Source organism: Constantimarinum furrinae, assembly GCF_014295415.1.
Lineage (GTDB): Bacteria > Bacteroidota > Bacteroidia > Flavobacteriales > Flavobacteriaceae > Constantimarinum > Constantimarinum furrinae.
Map to the genome: position 1 here is coordinate 125,836 of NZ_CP052909.1, position 26,469 is coordinate 152,304.

A 26,469-nucleotide genomic window follows, 5' to 3' on the forward strand; every position below is an offset into this window, starting at 1 on the left:
CTAGTAGTTGGGATCTTTCATTCCTAAAGCACTAAAATACCATCTTTTTACAAAACCAACACGAATGAAGAGCTTATAGATAAGTTTTCCTATAAACTGCTGTTGCTTAGAAATTCCCTTAACTTCATCCTTCAATTGGTCGTTTATGGTATTTTTTTCTGAAGGAGTTTTTAAACTTTCTTCAAAAGCCGGAGCCATCCAGTCTTCAACCTCATTGCCCAGATGATAGGCATAATTACCATGCGTGGCAAGTCGTAAAAGTCCGGCTTCATCATTGGGAATATCAAAATAGGTATTCTCACTTCCGCCTACGATCTTAAACGTACTTGGAAACGGCGGGGCTTTTTCGAAAACCTGAGCGCGCATAGTAGCAACAAAATGTCCACACCCCACAACTGCCGTAGCCTCTTTATTCGATAGGGTAAGGTACTTTTGTAAGTGCACGGGTTTATACAATTCCCTTCCAATACTCTCCTGAAATTTTACCAGTCCGTCCGGGTCTTTAACATCTTTAAATTTTAAGGTACCGGTACTGAACCCATAATACAATGTTGCGTTTAAAAAACTGGTGTTATAGGCTTTACTGCTGGGAACCGGAGAAACCATGCCTGCCTTTGGAAAGTCCACAAATACCTGTTCGGTGGCTTGTTGCCATCCGGGTAGAAACAGTACATCGGCATCGCTAATTGTGATCAGGGATTCCAGATTGCTTTTTACGGCACTGTAGATCGCATTTACTTTTCCGAGGTTAATATCGCTATGGAATAATTGGTCGATAGCAGCGTGAGAACCCTTCAACGTTTCGAGATATGTAACAACTTCGGTGCAACTGGCATTATTTATAAGGGTAATGCGCGTTTTGGAATGTGTGGTGGCCAACAAACTTTCCAGACAATATTTTAGGATCTTAAGTCCGTCCTTAAAATAATGATCCGTTAGGTTAGGAATGTACACGGGGATGACTACCCGATGATAGGAATCGGTTTTAAGTATGCGGTTTTCTTTTTCAGGATTGCTGCCACTGCGCATCCTTATTGTTTTAAATGGTTAATGTACTTCGAGATTCCTTCGCTTGCCGTAAGCAGGTCGCGGTTTAGGATCTCTTTCATTTTAGAAATATCGGGACATCTACGGGTCATATCACCTTCCTTTAATGCAGGTAAATGCACGATCCTGGACGAACTGTCACAAAGTTTTACGATAAGCTGAGCAAGTTCCAGTATGGTCATTTCCTCATCGTTTCCAATATTGATCACATCGTTATTGACCAACTCGTTGTTATGGATATTTAGGATGGTATCTATGTTATCGTTGATGTAACAGAATGTTCGTGTCTGACTCCCATCCCCATAGATCGTAATGTCCTCTCCGTTTAAGGCGGCCTGAATGAATTTCGGGATCACAAAATCTTCGCTCTGGTTGGGCCCGTAGGTATTAAAAAATCTGAAAATGGTATAATTGAGTCCGAATTCGGCTTCATACGATTTTAGAAAAGCCTCGCCTACGTTCTTAACTATGGCATAGGGTAATTTTGAATTGAGTGGTGTAGTATGTTCGTTCTGAGGAATTTCGAAGGGCTCTCCGTACACTTCCGAAGAGGAAGAAAAATAGACCTTTTTAACACTGGTATTTTTAGAGAGGTTAAGAATATTTTCAAAACCCTTAATGTCCTTCAATACCCACAACGGGTTATCCAACGTTCTTTGTACGCCTACTACTGCAGCGAAGTGGAACACATAATCGAATTTATGAGCATAAAAGATGGAAGAAATATCATTAAAATCGTTTACATCGGCCTTTACAAAAAGTACGTTCTCTCTTTTTGGTACCTTAGACAGACTTCCGGTAAGCAGGTTATCGGCTATTACAACAAAATTGCGGGAATCCTCAGACAGTGCAAAAGCGAGGGAGCTTCCAATGTTTCCGGCGCCACCGGTGATCAATATTTGCATATTCGTTTGGGTTGATTATGTGTTAGTTGATCCTGCAATTTAAAAACTTCTGTAATCAAATTGAGGAAAATAAAAGAATTTATAGCCCCGATGGGTCAATCTCAGCACAAAATCTCCAAGCTGAACGCTAAAAGCGTATTTAAGTCCGAGTGCCTTATTCGCTGCCATAGCCCTTAATTGTGGGAAAAAATCGTGACGTATCTTCCCTTTTTCTTCTGGAGGAGCCGTCTGTACCATATCGTAATACAGTGCCGCCTGACGATAAAATAGATATCGGATCAGCTTTTTTTGTGCAGGATTATCACGCTGAAGCAAATATAGGAACTGTTTATTTCTAAACTGAAATACCGAGCGTTTCGCACTCAAACTCATACCCGCTGTATTGGATATCCCCTCATTGCTGGAGCGAATAAAGAACAAGGGGTGATTGGTAAATCGTTTGTATTTGAAACCCTTTAATACCAACCTGAAATGAAAGTCCTTTTCCTGACCGCGGTGCAGATCTTCATCGAATACTTCCTTTGTTTCAAGTAAATACTTTTTACGCCATAGGGGTGATGGTGTATAAAAACAATAATCGTGAAGTATATAATTTTCAACCGGATTGTCGGTGGTATCATCCTTCGGCATCACCGGAAGATTTTCTCTTCCGTCCTCAAAAAACCGTTCTCCGTAGCCCGCTGCCATATCCAGGGTGGGGTCTGTTTGTAGTAGCTTTACTTTCTGTTCCAGAAAATCGGGAGCCGCAATATCGTCACTGTCAAACCAGTTTATGAGCTCGCCATTGCTCTTTTCAAAACCGTAATTTCTGCAGGCGTTGGCTCCTTTGGGCCGATCTGCAGGACGGTTGTAAAACCGAAATCGGGAATCCTTGTTGGTGTATTGTTCTATCACACCCGGGGTATCGTCTGTAGAACCATCATCCACCAAAATACACTCCCAGTTTATATAAGTTTGTGCTACCAGACTATCCAGAGTATCCGGAAGCAGATCGGCCCGATTATAGGTGGGAATTATGATCGATACCAATGGAGTCATAGTGCATTATTATTTGAAATTGTATGTCGAACCAGTTCGAGATAACTTTTTTGCAATTTCGCTTTAGTGTAATGCTGAAGATAGTGATTTCGCATATTTTCAGACATATGGGAAACCTCATCTACCGTCAGATCCCGAATTTTCTCGATTTGCGTTTGCAGCAGCACATCAGGTTCATCGAACCAAAACTCATGTTCGGGTAATCTTTCGGGCATGGCTCCTACCTTCGAACTGATCATTAGTCTGCCTGCGGCCATGGCTTCCAAACCTGTTAAGGGTCCGCTTTCTTCAAGGGAAGCTATAACAATACAATCTACCGAGCTATACAATTGGGGTAATTGATCGTATGGTATGGCGTCTAATACCGATATTCTGGTATCCTTTGCCACAAGGGCTTTAAGTTGTTCTTTTTGAGGACCATTCCCTACGATGGTTAGACGTAATTCGGGTTCCGGAACTCGTTTAAATGCATTTACAATTAGGGTGTTATTCTTGTTGGTATCCAGCCTGCCCAGACTTAAAAAATGACTCACTTTTTTCTTTTTCAGTAACGGGATCTTTAGCAAAGCCGATTCGTTAAATGCACACTGATCGATAATGGAATAGTGATCTGTTCCAAGGATCCCTGCTCTTGCTGCATTCATTTCTGAATGAAAGACAAACTGAGTCACCTGCTGCAACCAGGGTGCGTTAAGATTCACTTTTTGGGTACTCACCTTTCCCGTAGTCCTGAATATCACAGGAATATCGCGATAATGTGCTATCTCAACTACATAGGGAATATAATCTGAATGCAGTTGTGCACAAATAATAATGCCCTCATACTTCGGGATCAACTTTTCCAGTTCTCTTTTTTTCGACTTATTCAGGTTCAGTAAGAGTTTACTGAGCTTACTCGAAATATGAAAGTAATTGGGTCGTATCTTTTTTCTGAACGCACACCTCAAGTCTGTAACAAATTTTACACGTTTGTCGTTTTCGTACACCAGCTTATTCAAACCTAAAATCGTACCCGTATATCCGAAGGCATGCAGATCGGTTTCCTCCTGAATGTTTATGGTGGAGCAAAAAGTAAGATTGAAGTCAGTTTTTATAGCATCCGCAATAAAAGCGGCTTCAAGGTCCCGTCCCCCTTTGCCACCCAACGGACCCATGATCAAAATGTTCTTTTCAGTATTCATCCTCCACTTAAGTTTTAAATACCTGGTTTATTTTCCGAACAAATCTTGGCCATAGTCGTCTTCTGTAAAATTGCTTCTTAAAAAAATCCCGGTGTTCCTTTAAAAACTGCCGGTCTCCTATTTTTTCAAATAAATAATTCCGGGCGTGCTCCAGAAACGGAAAATCAGCTTCCGGGGCAGCTTGCCTTAGGTGATCTTCAATACGTTTCCAACTTTGAATACTGCTCTCCATCTTCTCCCGATTCTGGAAATTACTCACACCTTCGGTCTGCGGTGTTCTGTAATACACCATCCCCCTTTCCGGATGTAAAACCTCCTTCGCGTGAATAAGAATACGGGTAAAAAATTCGCCGTCCTGATTCACCAAAAGAGTTTCATCCCACAGACCCGCCTTATCGATAAGGTCACGGGAGACCAGATAAGCATGACATGGAAAAAAAGAGGCTTTTTTATCGAAGGCCTTCAGCAAATCGAGCCCGGTTGGGAAAGCCCGGTTAATATGAGATTGTTTTGGCGCAATTCCTTCCGTAGAACCGGTAAAACGATTCCACTTACAAGTGAATACGATCCCCTCATGATGGCTGTGCTGAAGCAATTCGAGCTGTGCCGCCAGCTTATCTTCAGATAAAAGATCGTCGCTATCCAGCCAATTGATAAAGACACCTGTACTCTTTTCAAAACCTAAATTGCGACAGCTGTTAGCTCCTTTAGGGTAATCGTCGGGTCGCCGATAATAATAGAAACGGGCGTCCTTTTCGGTAAATTCTTCTACCACCTGTTTGGTGTTATCGGTACTCCCATCGTCTACCACGATACATTCCCACTGTTTATACGATTGCTTTAACACCGAAGTAAGGGTTTCCTTGATAAGGTGACCCCGGTCGTAGGCAGGTATGATAATGGAAATAAGCGGGCTGGTATCCATTGCGTTCTAATTGATTCAAAAATAGGCAAGACGGGGCTGCTATCAAATTATATCCCTGTAAATTTTTACCCATGCCTTAGAGGTGGTTTGGGGAAAGAAATGCGCTTTAATAGACCTGCTGTTGTCTTTATTCTTCTGTTTTTCGGCTTCCGGATCTTTGAGGATTTCCGGGAGTATGTGCTTCAGGTCTTCGAATTTGGAAGTCGTGTAAAAGGTTATTCCCTTCTGTTCAAAAATTGCATAAGGCAACCAATTGGCTGCAATGACGGTATTTCCGGCATACAATACTTCAGTAACTGAACCGCTTAAGGCATCACTCACCGGCATCTGTATCTGAATATCGGTGATCGATCGTAGCTTTGCTACCTCATCAAAGCTCAGAAAATCGTGTAATTGAACAATATTAAAGGAATCGACCGATTTACTATAGGCGTCAAGTGCTTTAAGATACGCTTCGTCACGCTGATAAGTGAGCGAAAGGACAACGGTTAGGTTCTTCAAACTTTCTGCAGGTAATGTTTTCAGCACCTTAAGGATCTCAATATGGTGAAAGGCTTCCGTGGCACTATATCCAATAGCAACTACCCTGTGATCTAGCGGTATACCCAGATTCGCTTTAAATTCATTTAAAGCAACGGTATCTTCGCGCAGTGCATCTATGCGGTCATAGATGCCCATTTCCTGAGCAAAAAGCGCAAAATGTAATTTCGGACGTAAATCCTCACCATAGCGTTTTAGGAGATCTTCCCCCATTTCGGGTGTCTGTATGGTGATCACATTGGCTCGCTTCAGTGCCTGTTTTACATAGAATGTAGTTCGTTTGTCATTGTTCCGGTATAGATCGGAACCCCAAAAACTACAGATAACCTTAGCGGATGAGGGCAAGTGAAACACATAACGCAGATTATAGGGAATGCAATAATGAAAATGATAGATATCGTGATTTAGCGGAAGGATATTTTCATCGACTATACTCTGATAAATGTTTCGGGTGAGAAAATGCCGCACCAGCTGTAATGCTGAAAAATTCTGTCGCATTTCAAAAAAAAGGGAACGCCAGAAGAACCGCGAACAACATATTTTTACATAGGATCGAAGTGATACGGCTTTAGAAAAGTTTTCCTGTGAAAAGTCGTATTCGGCTTCAAAGACACTGTTTTTTGCGGCCACTTTTCCTTCCGAAATATCATACACCCTATCGATACTAAAACTCAGGGAATCATCTTCCTTCCGCAGCGCTCCGTATAATTGATTCAGGAAATTGGATTGTCCAAGTCCCAGTGATAGTATGTGCAGTTTTTTTAGTGCCATTAAAGGAATGGGGATTCACCAAATTTTTTAAGGGTTTCGTTGTATTCTACCCAATTTCCAACGTCCATCCAGGAGGCTTCACTCACGGGGAATACCCCTATTCGGCCATTTCGGGCTGTGATCTTTTCCATGAGATGGGTAATATGAAAAAATTCACCTTCAGGAATTTCCTGCAACAGTTGGGGTTCGATCACATAAAATCCGGCATTTACCAGAAAATTATATTCGGGTTTTTCGGTGATCTCCTTTAAGAGGCCTTCTTGCGTAAGCTGCAGGGTTCCGTAGGGAATGGCATAGTTCTTAACAGCGCCTATAAGGGTTAACTCGTTCTTATTTTCCTTGTGATATTTATACACCTCTTCGTACGCCTGATCCAGTAAAATATCACAATTCGATACAAAAAACGTAGTATGGATCTTATCCTTTAACAGCGACAGGCTTCCCGCAGTACCCGAGGGACGATCTTCTTCAAAATAACGGACCTCGTAATCTTTGTCGGTAATTTCATCGAAGTGATTTTTGATCATGGCCGCCTTGTAATTTACAGACAGGTAAAAGGTCTTACTTCCGCTGGCCACAAATCTGTCGATGATATGTTCTATAATAGGTTTTTGCCCGATTGGGATCAAGGGTTTCGGAATAATGTTAGTGATAGGACGTAGCCGGGTACCCTTGCCTCCCGCCATGATCACCACAGGAATATCGAGTTCCCCGCTGCCGCTGGTGTGCTTTTCTTCGAAGAGGTCTTCCCAGAAGATGACATCGACCAGCTTTTTTTCCGGAGACAGGACAGGCATAAATTCCATGCGGAACTTTAGCATCTCTGTGCGTATTTCTGCTTTTGACTGAGTTGTGGACGCTACTCTAAGGTTGGGGCGAAGTGCCTGAAAGACCGCAGCGTTAAAATCCTGATTTTTTATAAGATGTCTCTGAATATCTCCAACGCTCAACAAGCTTTTATACTCATTATCCTCATCGATAACCAATAGGAGCTTACGGTCTACGGCATCCATTTGTTTCAGCGCCCGGGTAAGGGATTCATTTTGGGAGATGAGCAAATGACTAATTTTATCGAGTAAGGCTCTTTTCATAGATTGTCCTTGGTATGCTGCAATTTACAAATTATAAATTCCGGCCTTGTATTGCTTTAAATTTTCTGCATCGGAAAACCAGGTAACTGTTTCGGCCAGAGCCGCTTCGAAAGAATACTCCGGTTTCCAACTGCAATGCTGCATTAGTTTTGCGTTGTCCCCGAACAACCGGAACACTTCACTGTTCTCCGGTCGTAAACGATCTGTATCGGTCACGATCCTAGCATTGGGATTGATCTGTTCTTTTAGAATTTCGGCTACATGTCCTATGCTAATCTCGCTGTTGGTAGCAATATTGACCTCCTCTCCCACTAAGGTCTCTGTATTTGCGATGGCTTCGAATGCCTTTACGGTATCTTTTACATACAACAGGTCACGGGTGGGGGTGAGATCTCCCAGTTTAATCTCTTTAAAACCGTTGAGCAACTGAGTAATGATAGTGGGTATAAATGCTCTTGCCGATTGCCGTGGACCAAATGTGTTGAAAGGTCTAACAATGGTTACCGGCAGCTGAAAGCTTCGGTAGAATGAATCGGCTATGGCATCGGCACCGATCTTGGAAGCCGAATAGGGCGATTGTGCCTGTTTGGGGTGTTGTTCGTTAATTGGAACCGACAGTGCCGTTCCGTAGACTTCGGAAGTGGAGGTCACCAGCACTCGTTCAACCTTATGATCCCTGGCTGCCTGTAAAATATTGAGGGTTCCCTTTACATTGGTATCTATATACGAATCGGGAGAATGATAACTAAAGGGAATAGCGATAAGCGCTGCAAGATGATAGACAACTTCAATTCCTTCCATGGCCACACGTACGCCATTTGGGTCTCGAACGTCTCCGGTAAAGATCTCGATCTTATCCAGCGTATCTTTGGGTAGTGTATCCAGCCAACCCCAGGAATTAAATGAATTATAAAAGCAAAACGCCCGAACCGCATATCCTTTGGAAACTAAATATTCGGTAAGGTGTGAGCCTATAAATCCGTCGGCGCCCGTAACCAGTACTTTTGTTTTGCTCATTTGATAGGAATTACTAACAAAATTAGGATTTTAATTGAGGATTAATATAAATCGAGGTATTTATCTGTGGTATTTTGTTTACTGAATTGCTCTGTTACAAATTTTCGCCCTTCGGCTCCCATCTTCAGCAAAAGGGATCTGTCGTTATATAATACTTCAATTTTTTGAGCCATGGCATCCAGATCACCATCGGGAACCACATATCCGGTTACACCATCCCGAAGGGTCTCCGGGAATCCACCCGAATTGAATCCAACCACAACCAACTCCATGGCCTGTGCTTCGAGGGATACCAACCCGAAAGCTTCCCTCCTGCCATCCTTATCGGCTGTGGAGGTCATTAAAAACACATCTTGATCTTCGAGTAGTTTTGCGATCTCCAACTGACTCTTCTTCCCGGCAAATACAATATGTTCCGAAATGTTTAGCTCGGTTGCCAATGCTTTAAGACGAGCTACCTCCGGGCCCTCACCCACAAGAGTGTATTGCACGGACAGTCCTTTTGAAATTAATTTTTCCACCAAGCGGAGTCCGAGGTGTTGTCCTTTAAGCGGAATACATCGTCCAATTGTGATAAGTTTTAATACTTCGGAAGGTTTTTTCGAACTTTTTCTACTGAAAAAACCGCTGTCGATACCTATGGGAACTACTTCAATAAGATCATCACGTATCCCTTTTTTAAGCAGTATTTGTTTCAGATAGTTAGAATTTACAGTTACCCGAGAGATCGCTTCATTGTAAAATTTAATGAGTTGGGGTGCGGTTTCTTTGGATGCCAGAAAATGTGCTCCGTAGCCGTGAAAGGTCACTACGATCTTCGATTTCAGGAACCCAATTCGCTTCAGATAGTGCAGTGGTGGCAATGAGGAACCGAAATGAACATGAAACACGGTGTTTTTCCTATACTTTCGGTAAAAACCAAGTATATGCAGGTACGAAAGGTCGAACTTCCGTTTCAGTATACAGAATTTCAGAAAATAAAAAAGGTAAAAGGGGTCCAGCAAGGACCATCGGTTCAACAGCGTATCATTAAGGGTATTAGTGCGTTTTAGTAATTTGTATTTTTTGGTAAGTTCAGGTTGAGAGCTAAAGGAAAGCGGATGCCGTATATCGGTTACGATCTCAACCTCGTATCCGGCGTCTATGGCTGCCACCATATTGGACACCACAAAAGTTTCGGATGGGGTTGGAAATTCCTTGAGTTTATAAATTATGGTCTTTTGCACCAGTACTGGATTAATATAGGAGTAAAAATAACATTTCCACCTTATAAATAACGTTCTCCCGGCTCACGTTTTCTAATCACCTTTGCGGGAACACCAAAAGCCACACATTGATCCCCCAGATTTTCGAGTACCAGTGCTCCCGAGCCCACCACGGTATGATCGCCTATTGTTTTTCCGTGAAGTATGTTTGCCCCTATCCCAATGGCGGTGCAGTATCCAATGGACACATTGCCGCCGGTGGTGACTCCCGGACTAAGACTCGAAAAATCCCCCATCACCGAATCGTGATCCAGCGAAGCTTTGGTTGCTAAAAAACAGTGCTCGCCAATGATAGCATCGTTATTTACGATCACTCCGGCCATAAGCACCGATCCGTCGCCAACACTCACATTCTTCCCGAGGATCACCGAGGGGTGTACAGCAGAAACAAAATCGAAGCCCGGTGCGATCTTAAGGATGGTGTTGGCTACTTTATTTCGGATAAAATTATCTCCTATCGCGATGATCCCAAGAGCAATACCTTGATCGTGCAGGATTTCGGGAAGGTCGCTATCTGTCCCCAGAATAGGAAGCCCGGTAAAAGATTCTCCCTTTAGAAGTGCCGTATCCACAATACCGATCACTTCATATTTCCCTTGTTGCTCGATGATATCAAGCGTATAACGGGTATGATCGGAGGCGCCAAAAACAAGTATTTTTTCTTTGGACATAATAGCATTTTATTTAATAGCCACATTTTGTTTACTTTCCGGCAGCCACCTGCTAATCGATCTTCTGTTGGCTTCGTATTCGTCGTAATCAAAGGCAAGGCGTTTCAATTTTCTAAAGTATTCCTTGGCTGCTTCCTTTTGTTCAAATGAACCGAAAAGTATCTTAAAAATACTTTTTATAAAGGGGAGTCCCATATTTCGAATAAATTGAGCTCTAAACGTATGTCTTGTAACTCTTCTGTGTTCTAACTGGTCCAAATAAGAGCTTACAACAAAGTTTGATTCTGACATGGCTTCGCGAATTCTGCTAACATAATTTAAATTCATTCGACCCGTGGGCATAAAATGAATAAATTTTAATCGTTCATCATACCAAATCCTGTATCCCAAGAGCCTTAGTGCATAACAATATTCAGTATCTCCTCCTGAGCTCAACTTATCGCCCTTTCTACAAGTGAGTAATGGAGTAAAGCCTAAAGCATTTAGTTCTTGCCAGTGTTTTTTTCTTATTACCATTCCGGCACCATAAAGGCAGCCCTTTTTCTCAGTAATATCTCCACTTCTTGAACCCTGTTTAGAAACTGCAAAATAGCGCCCGTATTTTTGAAACCAATCCGGTCTTTCATTTTCGAAAGCAGCCTCACACCATCCACCCAGTGCTCCTATTTTCGCATTCGACATCATGATATCGTAAGCGATCTGTACGTAGTCTTTTATCAACCAATTATCATCATCACAAATAAGTAGCAAATCATATCGTGCCATGGCATAACCCATTTCCTGAGCATACGACTTTCCGGGTACAGGCTGAAAAGCTGTTCTAAACGAAATAGAAGCTACCCCGTGCTGCTCCCACCATTTTTCGGCATATTCTTTGGTCCCGTCTGTTGATGCATTATCGACTAAGACGATCTCGAGTGGACAGGAAAATTCCTGCTTTGTAAGGTGGTTTAAGGTTTTATCGAGCCTCGTCTTCCCGTTATAGGTGCAAATTATAATCGAAATACCCGGGCCAACCGAACTATATGTATTTTGATCATCCATAAATAAGAACCTTTAATGCTCTTTTAATATAGCGCAAAGACCTGTACGGCCTACTACTTTGCATTTTCTTTTTAAAGCTCTTTGGCTTTGGCGATTCCGGTTTCTTCCCAAAGTGATACAGTAACTGCTTTAGTGTGTTATAGCCGTTCTTTAAAAGGTCTTCTTTGTACTCATTAAAAACCGGTGCTATATCGGGTCTGTTATTGAGATCGAAGTTTTCATTATAGGAAGCGATGACCGGCAACTGCTCTATTTTAAAGTGACTGAAATGAAAAAATCGTAACGGAACTTCTGTTGTATTAACAGTATAACTATTGGCGTGGGATAACAAGTGGCGTTCGTGTAAATTCCAGTTTGCCATATTGTATCCAAGGTGTCTTTCAATATGTACTCTATCTATAAATGCCGGTGCGAACCCCAACCAAATCTGATCGAAAAAATAGCCCTTTTTTAGATCGTGGAAACCATATTTCTGAACGCGTTTATCCCACCATTTTACAAATAGTTGTGTTGCCTCACTTTTTTTCAAAGCTAAGAAACCGAGATTATAAATTCCGGTTCGCATAATATCTTTATCTAACGGGTGTCCTACTTCCCCGGTCGGACTACAAATGTGAGGTGTTAACACAACTTCGGAGTTTTCAAGACTAGAAATCACTTCGTCAAAGTGCGAATAAACTTTAATGTCCGGATCGATATACAAAACAGCTTCAAATCCAATTTTAAAAAAATACTGAAACAACTGAGGCTTGACCACAGTACATAATTCTGCGATACTATACGTGTCCTTTAAAGTATCCACCATATCGGGAAATAGCTCGTGAACCCATATTATGGTATCGGCCCCTAACATATCGTATTGTATTGTGGAATCGGGTTTATCAAGTATGGCAATCACAAATTCGACCTCCGGGTGAAATCTTTTGAACGAAATCGCCAGCGTTTTAGCATGAGCCAGGTAATTATTCGCACATATTGTAAAAGCTGTGATTTTCATTTAATTAATATTATAAAGTTTAGCTCTAGACTTAAAAAAACTAAAGCATTAAAATTATAGACATTCCGATTTGACTAAAATATATAGAATGGAAAAATCTAAATTAATCGCTTCAATAGTTGTATTCCTTTTCTATTATCTTCAAATGTATAGTTAAAGTTTTCTATATCAACTTTATATTTTCTATCCACTCGCCTTTTATCAGAATTTTTATAAAAAAGTGAATAATCCGATTTACGTGTGCCCTTATTTTCATATTTGTTAAAATCTTGAGCAATATCCAACTTTTTCATAATGGTGGAAATATCTTGGGAAAAATTTTCAAATCGCCCAACATAATCCAAAGCGTATTTCCCATCTAAATCAAAAAATTCAGACTGAGGCATTAAATGATCTCCTAAATAACTATGGTTGGAATTATCCGTGAGTATAGATTTAAATTCCTTTTCCTTTTCAATATAATTTTTAAAACTTCCTTTAACTCCTGCAAATTTTTGCATCCATATATAGTCAGAATAAGATTTATCCCATGGGTTTCTTACAAAAGTAAATTTGAAATACGTATTCCAAACCTCTTGCGAAATTAAACCCGTCTCTAATAATGTTTTTGATGTAGCATGTTGCATATGAATCCTTCTTTCAGGACACCAACCAAATAATCTATCATAATCCGGCTTTCCTGTTTTAAAAGTTATGTTTGGGTAGAAGAACGATAAAATACTGGTTCCTGCAGTTTTAGGAATATGAATAAAGATACATTTGTGTTCATGTGAAATCATAACATATGACTTAGATTTCTAGCTTTTCAAATATTTTGTAAAGAAAGATTGGCTTTTTAGGACTGATTTCACGAAATATACGTCAGTTCTCGAACCCATAATGTTTCTTTTTATTTGTTCTTCCAGAACATGAAATCCGTATTTTTCCAATTCGGATTTAAATGATTTAATATTTCCATGTATTTCCGTTGATTCAACTTCTTGATCTTCTGAAAAATTCCAAAGATTGTCTGTATTAGGAATTAGATCAATTGTTAATAGTAGAATACCATCTTTTTTCAATAACCGCGCAGCCTTTTTCAATATCTTGTTACGCGTGACAGCTGACACATGCTCTATGACGGAAATAGAATAAATATAATCGTACTTCCTTAGACTAGTAAATTGTGAAAAGTCAACATTTTGTGATTTAATATCTCCAAATATTGAATAATCTAAAAATCCCCACTCGTTCCAACCTTTCTTTTCACTTTGACGGCGGATTAAAGAATGAGAATCAATTGTCGTCACCTTATGGCCCTGATGGTATAAACAAATTGGTAGAGGACAAACTCCTGCACCTAAATCAATAATTGAAGATCTTTCGACATTCTCAAGTTCAGAAAATAACCAACTATATTCGAAAACTCGAGTATAATGGCTCGTAAAGAATCCTAGTTCAGTCCTTGACACATCCACCAGATATTGTAAAATATCAGGACGATCAACTTCCTGAAAAGCTATATTTAAATTTTCTGATGGTATATCTCTTTGATGATCAGAATTATGAACAGACGCAACTACTACAGTAACATCTCGATACTCTCCAACGATGGCAATCTCATTATACTTTTCGTATTTCTTAATTTCTTCCAAAATTCCACCATAGAAATATGTAATCTCTGATTCATATTCGGGTTTTTTATTATATGCCCCTACTATAATTCTTCTATTTCCTTTTTTAACAATTGATTTCACAATCTCCTGAAAGTCCGATTTTTTACTCTGATGAATTAAAACATCAAAACAAAAAATGATATCACTTTCGCTAATTTCATCACTTGTTATACTTTTATTCTCAAAATTCCAATCTGGTCTTTTTTCTTTACCGAGTTTCAGTGCTTCATTTGAGACATCCAAACCTGTGTAATTTTGAAATGAAAAATCCCTAGTTAGCTCGATATCACCACAACCCACATCTGTAATAGTGCTTTCCTTTGCAAAATAGGTTGCATATTTAATTATCCTTTTCTTAAAGTCTAAAATTTCTCCTCTTGAACCTACGCCACTACCTAATTCGGGATACAGAGAATACCTTAGATTCCAAAATAGACTATTGTCCAAGGTACTTGCATTCCGCTCAGAAATCAGTTCGTTAACAACTTTTATTTGTTCATCAACCTTCGGCAAACCAGTTTTTTTAATATGCATATGATGATCAATTCGATCATGATAATGTAAGATTTTAGGAGTAATATCACTCAATAAATTGGGGTTTACATGGCAAGGAAAATTCCATTTTATATCCAAGTGAACTACATCTTTGTTTAATGCATTCATAGCTAATGCAAATCCAACTTGATCGGCGTGTTTACTGTACTTATCTGTGAATAACTTGGCACTATCTATACACCATTTAGCATACTCTTTCCATTTAGGTCCTAGTTCTGATAAGAATCGTTTAGAGATAATATATAAACCCCCATTACAATTATTCCATTCGGACAGATTATTTCCATTGATTTCGAAGTTAGTTTTGGATTCGCGAAAATTCGTAATTTCAGCAGCCTCAAAAATTCGCTTTAAGATTGCCAATGGAGGATTTGGAAAATCTACGATTTTCGCATATACATCATCATTGAGAGTGAGATTATCTAAAGACACTATGGCTAGATCACAATCCATAAAAAAAACATAGTCAAAATCATCAAGAGCATTGAATGTATCTATTTGCACTAACTTATTGCAATAAGCATTTCTAAGATCAAATGGCGTAAACTTAATGACATTTACCTGAGCCTGTTCACAAAAATTTAGAAACGATTTATCTGTATTTTTAGGAACATGTACAAAAATATCATTCGGATGAATCTTTAACTTTTTTGTTAAACTATTAATTAAAATATAAGCCTGAGCTTGGAAAAGAGGCTTGTTATCAACAACACAAGAAAATTTAAATTTCATAATTGTTATTTTTCTGAATAAAGAAATTTTTTAGAAGGTAGCTGACTATAAAAAAAATCCAAATCTTCCTGACTAAACAATCTTTTCCAATCATTTATACTTGCCTTATTGGGTGATAGTCCAACTTTTCTGTTAATCGGATCAATATGGGAGGTTCCAAAAAGCTTCGCTTTGTAATATTTTAACGGATAAAACTTTTTGCAAATTTTTAAAAATACCTTTTGAGGGTCATTTTTTAATTCTTCATAACTTATAATTAGCAAATAATCATTTTTAATTGTTGTCCATGAACTAACATGATTATACCAATGCTGTACTATATTAATGCTGGTTTCACTTTTTTGTCCCATCCCTCCGTACCAATCAATTTCTTTACGTAAAAATTCAGAGAAACTAATTCCTCTCCAATCCTTATGATAAAATTGAGAATTCCATATGGATGCAATAACCGCTCGTCCATCTCTGTATATATATATTGATTTTTGTCCAATTTTTGACCGATCGGGAAATAAATGACCTCCAAATAATTTATGATATGGCTCTCCTTCTTCTAATAAGATTTTATTTGACCAATGTCCGAAATATATAGCACCTTCGGAAGAGAGATTCTCATTTTTATAAAAATTACTAGCTAAAAACGATTCGAGAAAATGAGTACCACTTCGTGGATGCGAAAATATTCTAATATAATTATTGCTTATTTGAGGCATTCCTATTTAATAATTTTATACTTAGTTTTTAATAAAAACGGAGGCCAGATTTCATCTGGATGAAGCATCTGAAAAGAAATTATGTTGTTCATTCTCAATAGAGGTGATCGAGTAATGCCGGTGCTCACCAATACGTTTATCGAGTATATCCCTTTAGATAACTGCAACTTCTCATGGATAATTTTGAAAGAAAAGGTTTCATTAATTTTACTATTGAATATCAATTCATTTTTCCAATCCAATAAAGCCACAGGACGTTGTTCAATATCAAAAATAATAACCGAAAATTCAGGTTTGTCCATTTCTTTTAAAATCCGCCATTTAAAGAATATTTCAAAATCATCACCCCAATTAAATTGGTCAAGATCATTTTCACGACGCATTGAACCTTTAATTTCTACTTTTTCAAGTTTGATACTACCTTGATCATAGACAATATTAGACTCTTCAGTCATAAAATGATTATAGTATTTATCGATTGCTTTAGCCACATTATCTCCCTGAAAAATTGATTTTCCTTTATCCATCAGGATCACCTGGTTACATATTCGCGAAACCATAGGCATATTGTGAGAGACAAACACGATAGCCGTTTTAGGTAATATGTTATCTATCGTCTTAAAACACTTTAGAACAAATCCAAGATCTCCTACCGCCAATACTTCATCGATGATCAAGACGTCGGGTTCCATTTGTGCAGCAACAGCAAAACCTAAACGCACTTTCATCCCACTACTGTAATTTTGCACCGGCATATCGATAAACTCTCTTATTTCAGAAAAATCGATGATCTCTTCCAGTTTCGCATCAATTTCCTTTTTTGTAAAACCCAGAACCGCCCCATTGTTATAAATATTTTCACGCCCTGTGAGAATTGGATTAAATCCGGCTCCTAACTCAATTAATGCACCTACGCGTCCCTTGATGACAACCTTACCCTCATCGGGGTTAATCAAACCGTTGAGGATCTTCAGTAATGTAGATTTGCCGGCTCCGTTATGTCCAATAAGTCCGAGACATTCACCCCGTTTTAATGTAAAACTTATGTCTTTAACCGCCCAGAATTCCTTTGGCCTCAGACCTCGTTTCACTTTGTTTCCGGTTACGCTAAGCAACAAGTCTTTCACTCCATACCAGAGACTCATTTTGAGATCTTTACAGAATTTTTTCGACAATCCGTCCACCGTAATTAATTGTTCCTTATCTCCCATACTAGGCATTTATTCGTTCAACAATTACAGGAATGGAAATTCTATAAAAAATCAGTGCAAGAAAGAATAACGGCAAACAGATGGCTATTACTATTATGAAATAATATAAAAAATCAAAATTCCCATTTACAAGGGTATCACGGGCTATCAAAATTATGGGAGTGATGGGATTTGCTTCCATCACCACTTTTAGGAATCCATCTTTCGGAATAGCATATACAACGGGTGTGGCATACATTAGAAACTGAAGACCGAAACTAATAGCTTTTCCTACATCCTTATAAAGCATTCCTAAGGGAGTTATTAAGAGTCCTATGGTGCTTCCAAACAGGACTGCTCCTAAGATAGCCACTGGAAATAACAGCTGAGTCCAGTGAAAACCTATATTGAAGAAAAAAAGGAAAAATACAAGTAGCAGTGTTTTTATTCCAGTGTTCATTAACAACTTATAAATTCCTGAAACAATTAATGCTTCCTTAGGAAAATTGATCTTAGAAATTATGCTTCTGGCAGAGGTAGTGCTCTGAATGGGGGAATTGATGGATTCGGAAATTATAGACCAGATCAGGGTTCCGGTAAATGCAAATAATGGGTAAGGTACACCCGTATCGGTTACCCTTATGGCTCCTGAATTATTTAAAAATATCCACACCAATGCTGTAGCAAGTGGATTAGCAAATGCCCAAAGTAGGCCAAAATAAGATTGCCTGTATTGTGCTTTAATATCCCTTATTGCTAGCTGTCGTGCTAAAAATCTAGAGCGATAAATATCGACAATGCTGTCCTTTAAAAGTCTTCTAAAACTAAGCGTATTCTCTTTTTGATAGACTTGGGTCTTTAACTCCATAAAAGGCTCAGAATATTGTTTTTAATGCTTTATTTATACCGGCTAAGATAATCATTATGATTTGATGCCGAAATGAATTCACCAACCTTAAATTAGAATGACCGTTTCAGGCAATTACATATTGAGAATTCACGAATTTATAGGACATTTGAAAGGAGAAACAATCATCGGCTATTTTTTAGATTCCAGCTCCTCTAATAGCACGTTTATTTCTTTAGTAAAAATTTCAGCACCTTTCGAGTTCATATGATCTTCATTTCCAAACAATTCTGTTTCATACTCATATTTGGTCTCAAAATTCCAGATGTGAACCCGTTTGTGGCTCATGTATTTTTTGAAAATGCTGTTCCTGCGTTCCAGCTTTCGTTTGTTCATAGCTTGATTGTATAAATAATACTTAGGTGGGGACAGTAGAACAACATCAATATTACGCTTATTACATACCGTTATCAAGCTATCCAATCTTTCAGAATTAAGATCGAAATACGCAATATGTTCATCGAAATGTCGACCATTTAAATAGGCGGTATGCGAACTTTTTTTTATTAACGAATCGTTGTAATTTAAATTTGCAAAACGAGATTTGTTCAACCACTTATACGGATAACCAAACCTATTATATTCCTGCATTTCAGGGTTCAATATGGACTTAAAGAATTTTTTTGAATATTCTTTAAAGTTAGAAGTTAATAGAAAATGGTCTTTAAATGGTGGCTTGTCCTTATAATTATTTAGGTTATAGTATATATGGAATAAATGATTTTTGTTCCATTTATAGCCCCTGAAATCATCCAAAGTATGATAAGATACTTCTAAAATTACGGTATGTAATTCAGGGAAAGATTCAAAGTATCTATCGAAGAGTTTAAAATCTATATTTATTGCACTTTCCCCGTGAGCTAGCGGTGCAGATCTCATTGTTAAAAATTCAGGGTTTATCGCTCTGAAGTTTTGGGAAGAGCCTAAAATTAGTACCTCTATACTATCTGCATTGGAATCAATATAGTTCCTTTTTGCACTAAAAGTATTTTCTCTTAAAGAGATTTCTACAATTATCCCTAAAATAAGTATTGGAGTGAAAAATAATATTGTTTTAATCACAAACTTTTTCATCTGAATAATTATCTCAGTTGCAATCAAAAAAATGAGGAAGCTTTCGCCTGGAGGAGATCACATACAACCATTTGACATCAGATTTGGAACTCAAGTACGGGTAGTTTTTAGCTTCGGGCTAAGATACTAATTCTCATAACAATTGGGAATTATTGTTTGGCTATTGCGCGAATAGTTATTTCTGAACCCTCCAACTGCAAACTGAACCCTCCGACTGCAAACTGAACCCTCCGACTGCAAACTGAACCCTCCGACTGCAAACTGAACCCTCCGACTGCAAACTGAAGTTTGCAGCCACCTCCCTTTGACAAAAGGGAGGAGCTTAAATTTTAAAATTTAAATAGTAAGCTCCCCTCTTCAGACGAAGAGGGGTGGCTGCTGTAGCAGTCGGGGAGTTTGAAATTAATTATGTAATTTTAAAACCCCCGGGGCAAATGCAGAAAAGGAGATTACATACCAAAAAAGAATTACAAGAATACAGACGTGAGCTGCGCAGAACGCTCACCCCGGCCGAAGCTTTTTTATGGCGGCAGTTAAAAGGCAGAAAATTTAAAGGCCGGCGTTTTACAAGGCAGCACAGTATTGGACACTATATCGTAGATTTTTATTGTGCTTCCGAAAAACTGATCATCGAACTCGACGGAGAGGTGCACTTTAATGAAAAAGCAGCAGCATACGACGAAAAACGAACCCAGTATTTAAATTCACTTGGCTATACGGTTGTTCGTTTTGAAAACAGAATGGTATTTGACTTTTTACCTTCGGTGTTTATGGAAATCGAAGCTAATTTTAAAGCATAAAGGTATTACTTAAATCGCTCCCAGGTAAGTTTCATCCCGTCCTGTACCGAAAACAACGGGTTATACCCCAACAGCGCTCTGGCTTTGTCGATATTTGCCAGCGAATCGCGAACATCGCCCTTTCGCGGCGGACCATACACAGCTTCTATGTCTTTTCCGGAAGTTTGCTTCAGGGAATCCCACAATTCATTTAAACTGATACGTTCCCCGTAAGCCACATTAAAGACTTCATTATTGGCGGCTTCAGAAGCAAAGAATGCCTTTATATTGGCCTGCACAGCATTTTCCACATAGGTAAAATCCCGAGTTTGCTCCCCGTCACCGTTTATGGTTGGAGACTTCTCATCTTTTAATGCCTGCATAAACAAAGGGATCACAGCTGCATAGGCACCGGTTGGACTCTGTTTGGGTCCAAATACATTGAAATACCGCAATCCAATGGTCGGGGTTCCATAGGTTTTGTAAAATACATCGGCGTATAATTCATTTACCAGCTTAGTTACTGCATAGGGCGATAATGGTTTTCCTATATGCTGCTCTACTTTAGGCAGACTTTTACTGTCACCGTAGGTAGAACTTGAGGCCGCATACACCATTTTTTTAACCGTTGGAGAATCATTCTGAGCCACCAGCATATTTAAAAAACCGCTTACATTTACAGCGTTGGAAGTAACCGGGTCGTTAATAGATCTTGGCACTGAGCCCAATGCCGCCTGATGTGAAACATAATCGATCCCTTTCATCGCCTTTTTGCAGGTTTCAGGATCGCGAATATCTCCTTCTATAAATTCGAACGCATCATTATTCTTAAATTCCTCCAGATTTGCCTTAAATCCTGTAGCAAGATTGTCAAGCACCCGAACCTTACCGGCACCGTATTTTAATAAATAGGATACCAGGTTTGAGCCGATGAAGCCGGCGCCTCCGGTAATGAGAAATGCATATTTTGAGAGATCGGTATTATGATATTTTGTTGTGTACAAAGCGTATTATTACTTGAGTTGTGGGTAATTTTTTATTATGTATTGTTATTCTTTTTATTTATTCTACTTGCGTTATTTATCCTCACTAGGAGACCTTACCATTATAGGACTTAGTACTCATTAATAATAATTAATTACTAATTCTACAGTCTTCCGTCGATTTGTTCTTTATTCAGAAATGATTTTACATCAAAAACCACAGAATTCTTGGCTGTATAATCCTTTACATTGAGCGATCTAAATTCATTATGAGACACCGTAAGAATCACAGCATCATAAGAATTCGAGAGCTCTTCCTTTTCTGAGATCAATGGAATTCCGAATTCTCTTTTAACTTCGGAAGGTTCTGCCCAGGGGTCATAAACATCCACATCGAGGTTGTATTTCTGAAGCTCTTCGATCACATCGATCACCTTGCTGTTTCTGATATCGGGGCAGTTCTCTTTAAATGTAATTCCCAGTACCAGAACCTTACCTCCCTTTACCTTACAATCCTTCCCAATCATTAGTTTCACCACCTCGTGGGCTACGTAATTCCCCATCCCATCATTCATTCGTCTTCCTGCCAAGATGATCTCCGGGTTATACCCTTCTTCCATGGCCTTTTGTGCCAGATAATAGGGGTCTACCCCTATGCAGTGTCCACCTACAAGTCCGGGGGTGAATTTTAAAAAGTTCCATTTGGTTCCTGCAGCTTCCAGCACGTCCTGGGTATCGATATTTAATAACCTGAAAATTTTGGATAGTTCATTTACAAAGGCGATGTTGATATCCCTTTGTGAATTCTCGATCACCTTCGCAGCTTCTGCAACCTTAATGGAGGGAGCTAAATGTGTTCCGGCGGTGATCACCGAACGATACAGATCGTCTATGTATTTGGCGGCTTCAGGCGTAGAACCTGAAGTCACTTTAAGGATCTTGGTGACCGTATGTTCTTTATCACCCGGATTAATTCGCTCCGGCGAATAGCCGGCAAAGAAGTCGGTATTAAAAGTGAGTCCGGAGAATTCTTCCAGAATGGGAACACAGATGTCTTCGGTTACGCCCGGGTAGACTGTAGATTCATAGATCACCACATCATCTTTTTTCAATATTTTCCCTACGGTCTCACTGGCCTTCTGAAGGGGTGTGAGCACCGGTTGGTTGTACTTGTTGGTGGGTGTAGGAACCGTCACAATAAATACTGAAGCTTCAGCGATCTCTTCGGCGGCATCGGTAATAAGCAAACCGTTTCGTTGTGACGGGTTTAATACCTCCGCTAATAATTCGTCTGACACTTCCAGTGTATGGTCGGTTCCCGACTGTAATTCTTTAACGCGTTCCGAATTGATATCAAAACCAATTACTTTATACTTAGATGCCAATGCTACTGCCAGCGGTAATCCAACATAACCGAGTCCGATGATAGCAATTGTAGGGTCTTTTTTCATGTTCAATTTAGGTGAATACTGAAGCTATTATATATTTTATATCCTTGAGCAGGCTCCAGTTGTTAATATACTCTTTATTGATGGCAACTTTATCGGGCCAGATCACCTCATCGTTGTATTGTAAGGGATCTTTCTGCCTTAGCAAAAGTTGTTCTTCATTTTTATATTTCAAAGTTGCCGGACCGGTAAGTCCGGGTTTCAATTGTAAAATTACTCTGTCATCTCCTTCCAAAGCATCGGCATATCCCGGGATGTCGGGTCTGGGTCCTACCCAACTCATCTCTCCTTTTAGAATATTGAAGATCTGAGGTAGTTCGTCAAGTTTTGACTTTCTTAACCAACCACCGATCCTGGTTTCATTTTCCTTAATTTCTTTTGCATCGTGATGCTTTCTACCTTTCAGGGTCTTTAATTTATATAAGGTGAACGGTTTTCCAAACTGCCCGATTCGCTTTTGCCTGTACAAACCAAAAGAACCGGTGCTTATTGTTATAATTAAAATGAGGAGTACAATAAAAAGAAACAGTAACGGTAACAAAACAACAGAGACGATAAGGTCGAAAACACGTTTTACTACTTTTTGATCCTTGCTAAGCATAAGCGATCTGAAATCATTTTCTAAACAGGCTTATCTCTTTTTCTTAAATCGCCGTTTTAACTTTTCCAGGAACGTTGGTTTCTTTGCATTTTCGTGATATCCGTTAGCATAATTTCCATATCCGTAACCATATCCGTACCCATAACCGTAACCATATCCATAGCCGTAACCGTATTTGGCTTTTTCCTCATAGAAATTGAGTACAAAACTAACATTTGTTATCTCTTTTGTCTTATATTTTTCGTTAATAAGTGCTAACATTCCCTTTTTTGTATAATTCTGTCGAATCATATAAATGGTCGCATCTGCATATTTAACGAGTTCCAGCGAATCTGCCACCAATCCAAGCGGCGGGGAATCCAGAATAATATAGTCATATCGTTCCTTCAGCTTCTCAATGAGCTCTTCCATTCGGTCGCCCATTAATAATTCCGAAGGATTTGGCGGAACGGGACCCGAGGTAATGATATCCAGATGATCTACCCGTGTTTTTTGAATCACATCATCCAGAGTAGCATCATTAATGAGATAATTGACCACTCCTTCCTTATTTTCAATATTGAAATCCCCAAAGATCTTGGGTTTTCGTAAATCCAGTCCTAACAAAATTGTTTTCTTTTCACTTAAAGCGAACACTGATGCGATATTGATAGAGCAAAAGGTCTTTCCCTCGCCACTAACCGAAGAGGTGATCAACACCGTCTTTGCACCTTCTATACCTTGTTTTTTATAAATGAATTGCAGGCTGGAACGTATGGCACGAAAGGATTCGGCCACAGATGATTTTGGTTTATCTAATACTGCAATATTGGTTCCCAAATAGCTCTTTCCAATTGCCCCAAGAATCGGGATCTTTGAAAGACGTTCAATGTCTTTAATGGTGTTGATCTTGGTATCGAAGAACACCCTTAGAAAAACAAACACAAAAGGTATGACGAATCCAAACAGACCTGCCATCATATAATTTAAGCGGGTATTAGGCCCCACCTTCCCGCCTCCGGTGTCTTTGGCAGAATCTATGACCAACACATCGCTCACATTGGCTGCCTTCACCAGACGGGCTTCGCTAAGTTTTGATAGAAAGAGATTATACGTCGCCTGACTTAAATTATACCTTCTTTCAATTTTGAGTAATTCCTGTTGTTCCTTTGGCAATCTTCGTATTTCCGCTTCTTGTTGTGCAATATCCCGATTGATGGAATTCAGTTCCTGATTCTTTAATCCTTTGGTAGAAGAAATATTTTCAAGCAAGACATTTTTTACCGAATTGATCTGCCGGTCGAGATCTGCAAATACGGGAGCTCCTTCTTTATAGGAATACTCCAGATTCTTTCTATCCTCTGCCAGATCCACGATCCTTCCTACACCCGAAATGATACTTTGTTCTGAAATACCTGCTACCGAAGGTGCCGGAACTTCCCGGTAATCGGTACGGGTAAGTAGATAATTCTCCAGTACATTATAGTAGTTAATTTCACGATTAATCGATTCTTTCCGGAGATCGAGTACATTGAGTTTTTGATTGATCTCTTCTCCTTCACGGTCCAGATCGAATATGGCATTCTTATCTTTAAACTGATTTAATTCGTCTTCAACATCAGACAATTCGATACCCTTCTCTTGCAGACTGCTGTCGATAAACTTTATGGTCTTGGTCGCAAAAAGGTTCTTACGTTCCAGCATATTCTCACTTAATACCGAAACCGAAGAGTTTAAAAAATCAACTAGTTTATTTTTATTTTGGCCCACCAGACTAAGTCTTAACGCTGATGAACCCTTAGATTCGGGTTGAACAATTAGTCCAAAATACCGTTTAACGGCACTGTCAAAATTGGAAAAACTGATATAATACAATTTGCCCGGAATTACCGGCACGTCGGGATAAGACACTAATGTACCACTAAAAAAGGGCAATGAGATACGTTCTCCTAACTGATAATCCCTGCTAAATTCATTTGCTTCAAAATGACGTGAAATTATTTCTTTTCCTTTATTATAAAATTGCAAGCTACGATTCCCGCCTGTAAATTTGGTACTCAAGGTAAAGGTAGTGGTGTCCTTAAAAACAATGGTGATCTGTTGTCCCAGTACCTGAGGTCTGGTGGTATCTACTTCAACCAAAAAAGGCACTTTCTTATAGGCATCTATCTGCTGGTATTTGCCGTCTATTCTATAGTTAAGGTAATACTGTATTCGCTGCACCACTTCTTCGTTGTGCGAACGGGATTTTAAGGTAATAATGGACGTATTTACCTTGTCTGTGGTTCCTCCCCAGTTGAAGGTAAGACTTGTATTGGTAGTAAAAAAGGGATTCTGATCATCTTTAATCGAGATCATATTCTCCATTTTATAAACAGGCAACTTTCTTACATTAATATAATAAGCCACCCCAAATGCAATTGCTAGAGAAATGAGGAACAAAGGCCAGTGACTAAGGAGTTTAAAGAGAAAGCCTTTAAAATCGAAAGTAGTGTGAACTTCGGTTACATCAAATTCTTCACTCATGGGCTTTATAATCTAATGAATAAAAGGATAGTTGTGGTCAATGCCGTCACTATGGTCAAAATCGTAGTTAGGGATTGTATACCTGTTGTTCCCGTACCAATAGATTTTTGAGGTAAGGGGTTGATCAGTATTAAGTCATTTGGCTGGATATAATAATAGGGGGAGTTCATGGCATCGATACTGGTTAGATCAATATGATGCACCTTTTGGCCCAGCGGATATTGCCGTATGATGATCACATCACTTTTATCTCCGGTTATTGGAATATCCCCACTGTTGGCTATAGCTTCCATAATAGTTACCTGATCTCTATAAATGATATTAGACCCGGGACCATTAATTTCGCCGTTGATCACATATCGAATTCCCGCGATCTTTACGGTTACAAATAAATTGGCCTCTTCCTTAAAATAATCCTTTAATAAACGTTTTTCTATTTCTTCCCGCACCTCTTCCACGGTATACCCCAGCACATTGATCTCTCCCAAAACAGGAACACGAATATTCCCGTGTGGATCTACCACAAAACCATCGTAATACAACCGCTGTTCTCCCGTGGCATTGGGATTGGCATCTCCCACCGGATTGAAAATATCGACAAATTGGGGATCCAGCGCCTTCACACGTATACTCAAAAGGTCATTGATCTGAAGCCGGTAAGGTTCTTGTTTTTTACGGATAGTAACCAGCGTATCTATTTGCGCATCCTCCTGAAGGTAGGTAAGCTGTTTTGTTGAAACACAAGAAGAAAAACATACCGCAATGAGCAAAAACAACAACAGAAACGTAGCCTTCATATTAAGATTGGGTTGTTAAAAAGCAAATATAACGCAAGCTA

At 39.2% G+C, this 26,469-nt stretch carries 24 protein-coding genes; 1 reads left to right on the plus strand and 23 read right to left on the minus strand.

The window, feature by feature from the left end:
* The 18 genes from ALE3EI_RS00585 to ALE3EI_RS00670 form a co-directional block, all read right to left on the minus strand.
* Positions 1-1,029 (minus strand): glycosyltransferase family A protein, encoded by a 1,029-nt coding sequence (locus tag ALE3EI_RS00585; protein ID WP_186989791.1) that lies wholly within the window; start codon positions 1,027-1,029, stop codon positions 1-3.
* A 2-nt stretch (positions 1,030-1,031) separates the two neighbouring features.
* Positions 1,032-1,952: an NAD-dependent epimerase/dehydratase family protein gene (locus ALE3EI_RS00590; protein ID WP_186989793.1), complete on the minus strand. Its 921-nt coding sequence runs from the start codon at positions 1,950-1,952 to the stop codon at positions 1,032-1,034.
* Positions 1,953-1,991: 39 nt separating this feature from the next.
* A complete protein-coding gene (locus tag ALE3EI_RS00595; RefSeq protein WP_186989795.1) occupies positions 1,992-2,990 on the minus strand; it encodes a glycosyltransferase family 2 protein in 999 nt (332 codons plus the stop codon).
* Complete coding sequence (locus ALE3EI_RS00600) at positions 2,987-4,171, minus strand: glycosyltransferase family 4 protein (RefSeq protein ID WP_186989797.1); 1,185 nt, start codon at positions 4,169-4,171, stop codon at positions 2,987-2,989. Before ALE3EI_RS00600 ends, ALE3EI_RS00595 begins: the two co-directional genes overlap by 4 nt.
* Before the next feature lie 7 nt (positions 4,172-4,178).
* Positions 4,179-5,096, minus strand: a complete 918-nt coding sequence (locus tag ALE3EI_RS00605; RefSeq protein ID WP_186989799.1) for a glycosyltransferase family 2 protein — start codon at positions 5,094-5,096, stop codon at positions 4,179-4,181.
* 42 nt (positions 5,097-5,138) lie between these two features.
* Complete coding sequence (locus ALE3EI_RS00610) at positions 5,139-6,407, minus strand: glycosyltransferase (RefSeq protein ID WP_186989800.1); 1,269 nt, start codon at positions 6,405-6,407, stop codon at positions 5,139-5,141.
* Entirely contained in the window at positions 6,407-7,498 is a 1,092-nt protein-coding gene (locus ALE3EI_RS00615; RefSeq protein WP_222614544.1) for a nucleotidyltransferase family protein, read from the minus strand. Before ALE3EI_RS00615 ends, ALE3EI_RS00610 begins: the two co-directional genes overlap by 1 nt.
* Positions 7,499-7,522: 24 nt before the next feature.
* Positions 7,523-8,515, minus strand: a complete 993-nt coding sequence (locus ALE3EI_RS00620; RefSeq protein ID WP_186989803.1) for an NAD-dependent 4,6-dehydratase LegB — start codon at positions 8,513-8,515, stop codon at positions 7,523-7,525.
* 41 nt (positions 8,516-8,556) lie between these two features.
* Positions 8,557-9,741, minus strand: a complete 1,185-nt coding sequence (locus ALE3EI_RS00625) for a glycosyltransferase family 4 protein (protein WP_186989804.1) — start codon at positions 9,739-9,741, stop codon at positions 8,557-8,559.
* A gap of 41 nt (positions 9,742-9,782) precedes the next feature.
* Complete coding sequence (locus ALE3EI_RS00630) at positions 9,783-10,451, minus strand: acetyltransferase (RefSeq protein ID WP_186989806.1); 669 nt, start codon at positions 10,449-10,451, stop codon at positions 9,783-9,785.
* A gap of 9 nt (positions 10,452-10,460) precedes the next feature.
* On the minus strand, positions 10,461-11,495 hold the full coding sequence (locus tag ALE3EI_RS00635) for a glycosyltransferase (protein ID WP_186989808.1): 1,035 nt from the start codon (positions 11,493-11,495) through the stop codon (positions 10,461-10,463).
* Complete coding sequence (locus tag ALE3EI_RS00640; protein ID WP_186989810.1) at positions 11,488-12,492, minus strand: glycosyl transferase; 1,005 nt, start codon at positions 12,490-12,492, stop codon at positions 11,488-11,490. The genes ALE3EI_RS00635 and ALE3EI_RS00640 overlap by 8 nt, the downstream gene beginning before the upstream one ends.
* Before the next feature lie 98 nt (positions 12,493-12,590).
* Complete coding sequence (locus tag ALE3EI_RS00645) at positions 12,591-13,271, minus strand: sulfotransferase family 2 domain-containing protein (protein ID WP_186989812.1); 681 nt, start codon at positions 13,269-13,271, stop codon at positions 12,591-12,593.
* An 18-nt stretch (positions 13,272-13,289) separates the two neighbouring features.
* Entirely contained in the window at positions 13,290-15,434 is a 2,145-nt protein-coding gene (locus ALE3EI_RS00650) for a methyltransferase domain-containing protein (protein ID WP_186989815.1), read from the minus strand.
* 5 nt (positions 15,435-15,439) lie between these two features.
* Positions 15,440-16,144, minus strand: a complete 705-nt coding sequence (locus ALE3EI_RS00655; RefSeq protein WP_186989817.1) for a sulfotransferase domain-containing protein — start codon at positions 16,142-16,144, stop codon at positions 15,440-15,442.
* 2 nt (positions 16,145-16,146) lie between these two features.
* The gene (locus ALE3EI_RS00660; RefSeq protein ID WP_186989819.1) at positions 16,147-17,355 is read right to left on the minus strand and encodes an ABC transporter ATP-binding protein; all 1,209 of its coding nucleotides are present in this window, start codon (positions 17,353-17,355) and stop codon (positions 16,147-16,149) included.
* A 1-nt stretch (position 17,356) separates the two neighbouring features.
* Positions 17,357-18,202: an ABC transporter permease gene (locus ALE3EI_RS00665; protein ID WP_186989821.1), complete on the minus strand. Its 846-nt coding sequence runs from the start codon at positions 18,200-18,202 to the stop codon at positions 17,357-17,359.
* Between the two features lie 171 nt (positions 18,203-18,373).
* Positions 18,374-19,315: a hypothetical protein gene (locus ALE3EI_RS00670; RefSeq protein WP_186989823.1), complete on the minus strand. Its 942-nt coding sequence runs from the start codon at positions 19,313-19,315 to the stop codon at positions 18,374-18,376.
* A gap of 434 nt (positions 19,316-19,749) precedes the next feature.
* Here ALE3EI_RS00670 and ALE3EI_RS00675 point away from each other — a divergent pair, with 434 nt between their 5' ends.
* Positions 19,750-20,115, plus strand: coding sequence for an endonuclease domain-containing protein (locus tag ALE3EI_RS00675; RefSeq protein WP_186989825.1), 366 nt, complete (start codon positions 19,750-19,752; stop codon positions 20,113-20,115).
* A 5-nt stretch (positions 20,116-20,120) separates the two neighbouring features.
* Here the strand turns inward: ALE3EI_RS00675 and ALE3EI_RS00680 are convergent, their stop codons facing one another.
* The 5 genes from ALE3EI_RS00680 to ALE3EI_RS00700 form a co-directional block, all read right to left on the minus strand.
* On the minus strand, positions 20,121-21,098 hold the full coding sequence (locus ALE3EI_RS00680; RefSeq protein WP_186989827.1) for an SDR family oxidoreductase: 978 nt from the start codon (positions 21,096-21,098) through the stop codon (positions 20,121-20,123).
* 143 nt (positions 21,099-21,241) lie between these two features.
* A complete protein-coding gene (locus ALE3EI_RS00685; RefSeq protein WP_186989829.1) occupies positions 21,242-22,528 on the minus strand; it encodes a nucleotide sugar dehydrogenase in 1,287 nt (428 codons plus the stop codon).
* Between the two features lie 7 nt (positions 22,529-22,535).
* Entirely contained in the window at positions 22,536-23,126 is a 591-nt protein-coding gene (locus ALE3EI_RS00690) for a sugar transferase (RefSeq protein ID WP_186989831.1), read from the minus strand.
* A gap of 30 nt (positions 23,127-23,156) precedes the next feature.
* Positions 23,157-25,631, minus strand: a complete 2,475-nt coding sequence (locus ALE3EI_RS00695; RefSeq protein ID WP_186989833.1) for an exopolysaccharide transport family protein — start codon at positions 25,629-25,631, stop codon at positions 23,157-23,159.
* A 5-nt stretch (positions 25,632-25,636) separates the two neighbouring features.
* Complete coding sequence (locus ALE3EI_RS00700) at positions 25,637-26,428, minus strand: polysaccharide biosynthesis/export family protein (RefSeq protein ID WP_186989835.1); 792 nt, start codon at positions 26,426-26,428, stop codon at positions 25,637-25,639.
* Between the last annotated feature and the right edge of the window lie 41 nt (positions 26,429-26,469).

What these genes read in the sequence shown, in the direction of transcription:
- ALE3EI_RS00585 (WP_186989791.1), bottom strand. Translation starts at nt 1,029, where the DNA reads ATGCGCAGTGGCAGCAATCCTGAAAAAGAAAACCGCATACTTAAAACC.
- ALE3EI_RS00590 (WP_186989793.1), bottom strand. Translation starts at nt 1,952, where the DNA reads ATGCAAATATTGATCACCGGTGGCGCCGGAAACATTGGAAGCTCCCTC.
- ALE3EI_RS00595 (WP_186989795.1), bottom strand. Translation starts at nt 2,990, where the DNA reads ATGACTCCATTGGTATCGATCATAATTCCCACCTATAATCGGGCCGAT.
- ALE3EI_RS00600 (WP_186989797.1), bottom strand. Translation starts at nt 4,171, where the DNA reads ATGAATACTGAAAAGAACATTTTGATCATGGGTCCGTTGGGTGGCAAA.
- ALE3EI_RS00605 (WP_186989799.1), bottom strand. Translation starts at nt 5,096, where the DNA reads ATGGATACCAGCCCGCTTATTTCCATTATCATACCTGCCTACGACCGG.
- ALE3EI_RS00610 (WP_186989800.1), bottom strand. Translation starts at nt 6,407, where the DNA reads ATGGCACTAAAAAAACTGCACATACTATCACTGGGACTTGGACAATCC.
- ALE3EI_RS00615 (WP_222614544.1), bottom strand. Translation starts at nt 7,498, where the DNA reads ATGAAAAGAGCCTTACTCGATAAAATTAGTCATTTGCTCATCTCCCAA.
- ALE3EI_RS00620 (WP_186989803.1), bottom strand. Translation starts at nt 8,515, where the DNA reads ATGAGCAAAACAAAAGTACTGGTTACGGGCGCCGACGGATTTATAGGC.
- ALE3EI_RS00630 (WP_186989806.1), bottom strand. Translation starts at nt 10,451, where the DNA reads ATGTCCAAAGAAAAAATACTTGTTTTTGGCGCCTCCGATCATACCCGT.
- ALE3EI_RS00635 (WP_186989808.1), bottom strand. Translation starts at nt 11,495, where the DNA reads ATGGATGATCAAAATACATATAGTTCGGTTGGCCCGGGTATTTCGATT.
- ALE3EI_RS00640 (WP_186989810.1), bottom strand. Translation starts at nt 12,492, where the DNA reads ATGAAAATCACAGCTTTTACAATATGTGCGAATAATTACCTGGCTCAT.
- ALE3EI_RS00645 (WP_186989812.1), bottom strand. Translation starts at nt 13,271, where the DNA reads ATGATTTCACATGAACACAAATGTATCTTTATTCATATTCCTAAAACT.
- ALE3EI_RS00650 (WP_186989815.1), bottom strand. Translation starts at nt 15,434, where the DNA reads ATGAAATTTAAATTTTCTTGTGTTGTTGATAACAAGCCTCTTTTCCAA.
- ALE3EI_RS00655 (WP_186989817.1), bottom strand. Translation starts at nt 16,144, where the DNA reads ATGCCTCAAATAAGCAATAATTATATTAGAATATTTTCGCATCCACGA.
- ALE3EI_RS00660 (WP_186989819.1), bottom strand. Translation starts at nt 17,355, where the DNA reads ATGGGAGATAAGGAACAATTAATTACGGTGGACGGATTGTCGAAAAAA.
- ALE3EI_RS00665 (WP_186989821.1), bottom strand. Translation starts at nt 18,202, where the DNA reads ATGGAGTTAAAGACCCAAGTCTATCAAAAAGAGAATACGCTTAGTTTT.
- ALE3EI_RS00670 (WP_186989823.1), bottom strand. Translation starts at nt 19,315, where the DNA reads ATGAAAAAGTTTGTGATTAAAACAATATTATTTTTCACTCCAATACTT.
- ALE3EI_RS00675 (WP_186989825.1), top strand. Translation starts at nt 19,750, where the DNA reads ATGCAGAAAAGGAGATTACATACCAAAAAAGAATTACAAGAATACAGA.
- ALE3EI_RS00685 (WP_186989829.1), bottom strand. Translation starts at nt 22,528, where the DNA reads ATGAAAAAAGACCCTACAATTGCTATCATCGGACTCGGTTATGTTGGA.
- ALE3EI_RS00690 (WP_186989831.1), bottom strand. Translation starts at nt 23,126, where the DNA reads ATGCTTAGCAAGGATCAAAAAGTAGTAAAACGTGTTTTCGACCTTATC.
- ALE3EI_RS00695 (WP_186989833.1), bottom strand. Translation starts at nt 25,631, where the DNA reads ATGAGTGAAGAATTTGATGTAACCGAAGTTCACACTACTTTCGATTTT.
- ALE3EI_RS00700 (WP_186989835.1), bottom strand. Translation starts at nt 26,428, where the DNA reads ATGAAGGCTACGTTTCTGTTGTTGTTTTTGCTCATTGCGGTATGTTTT.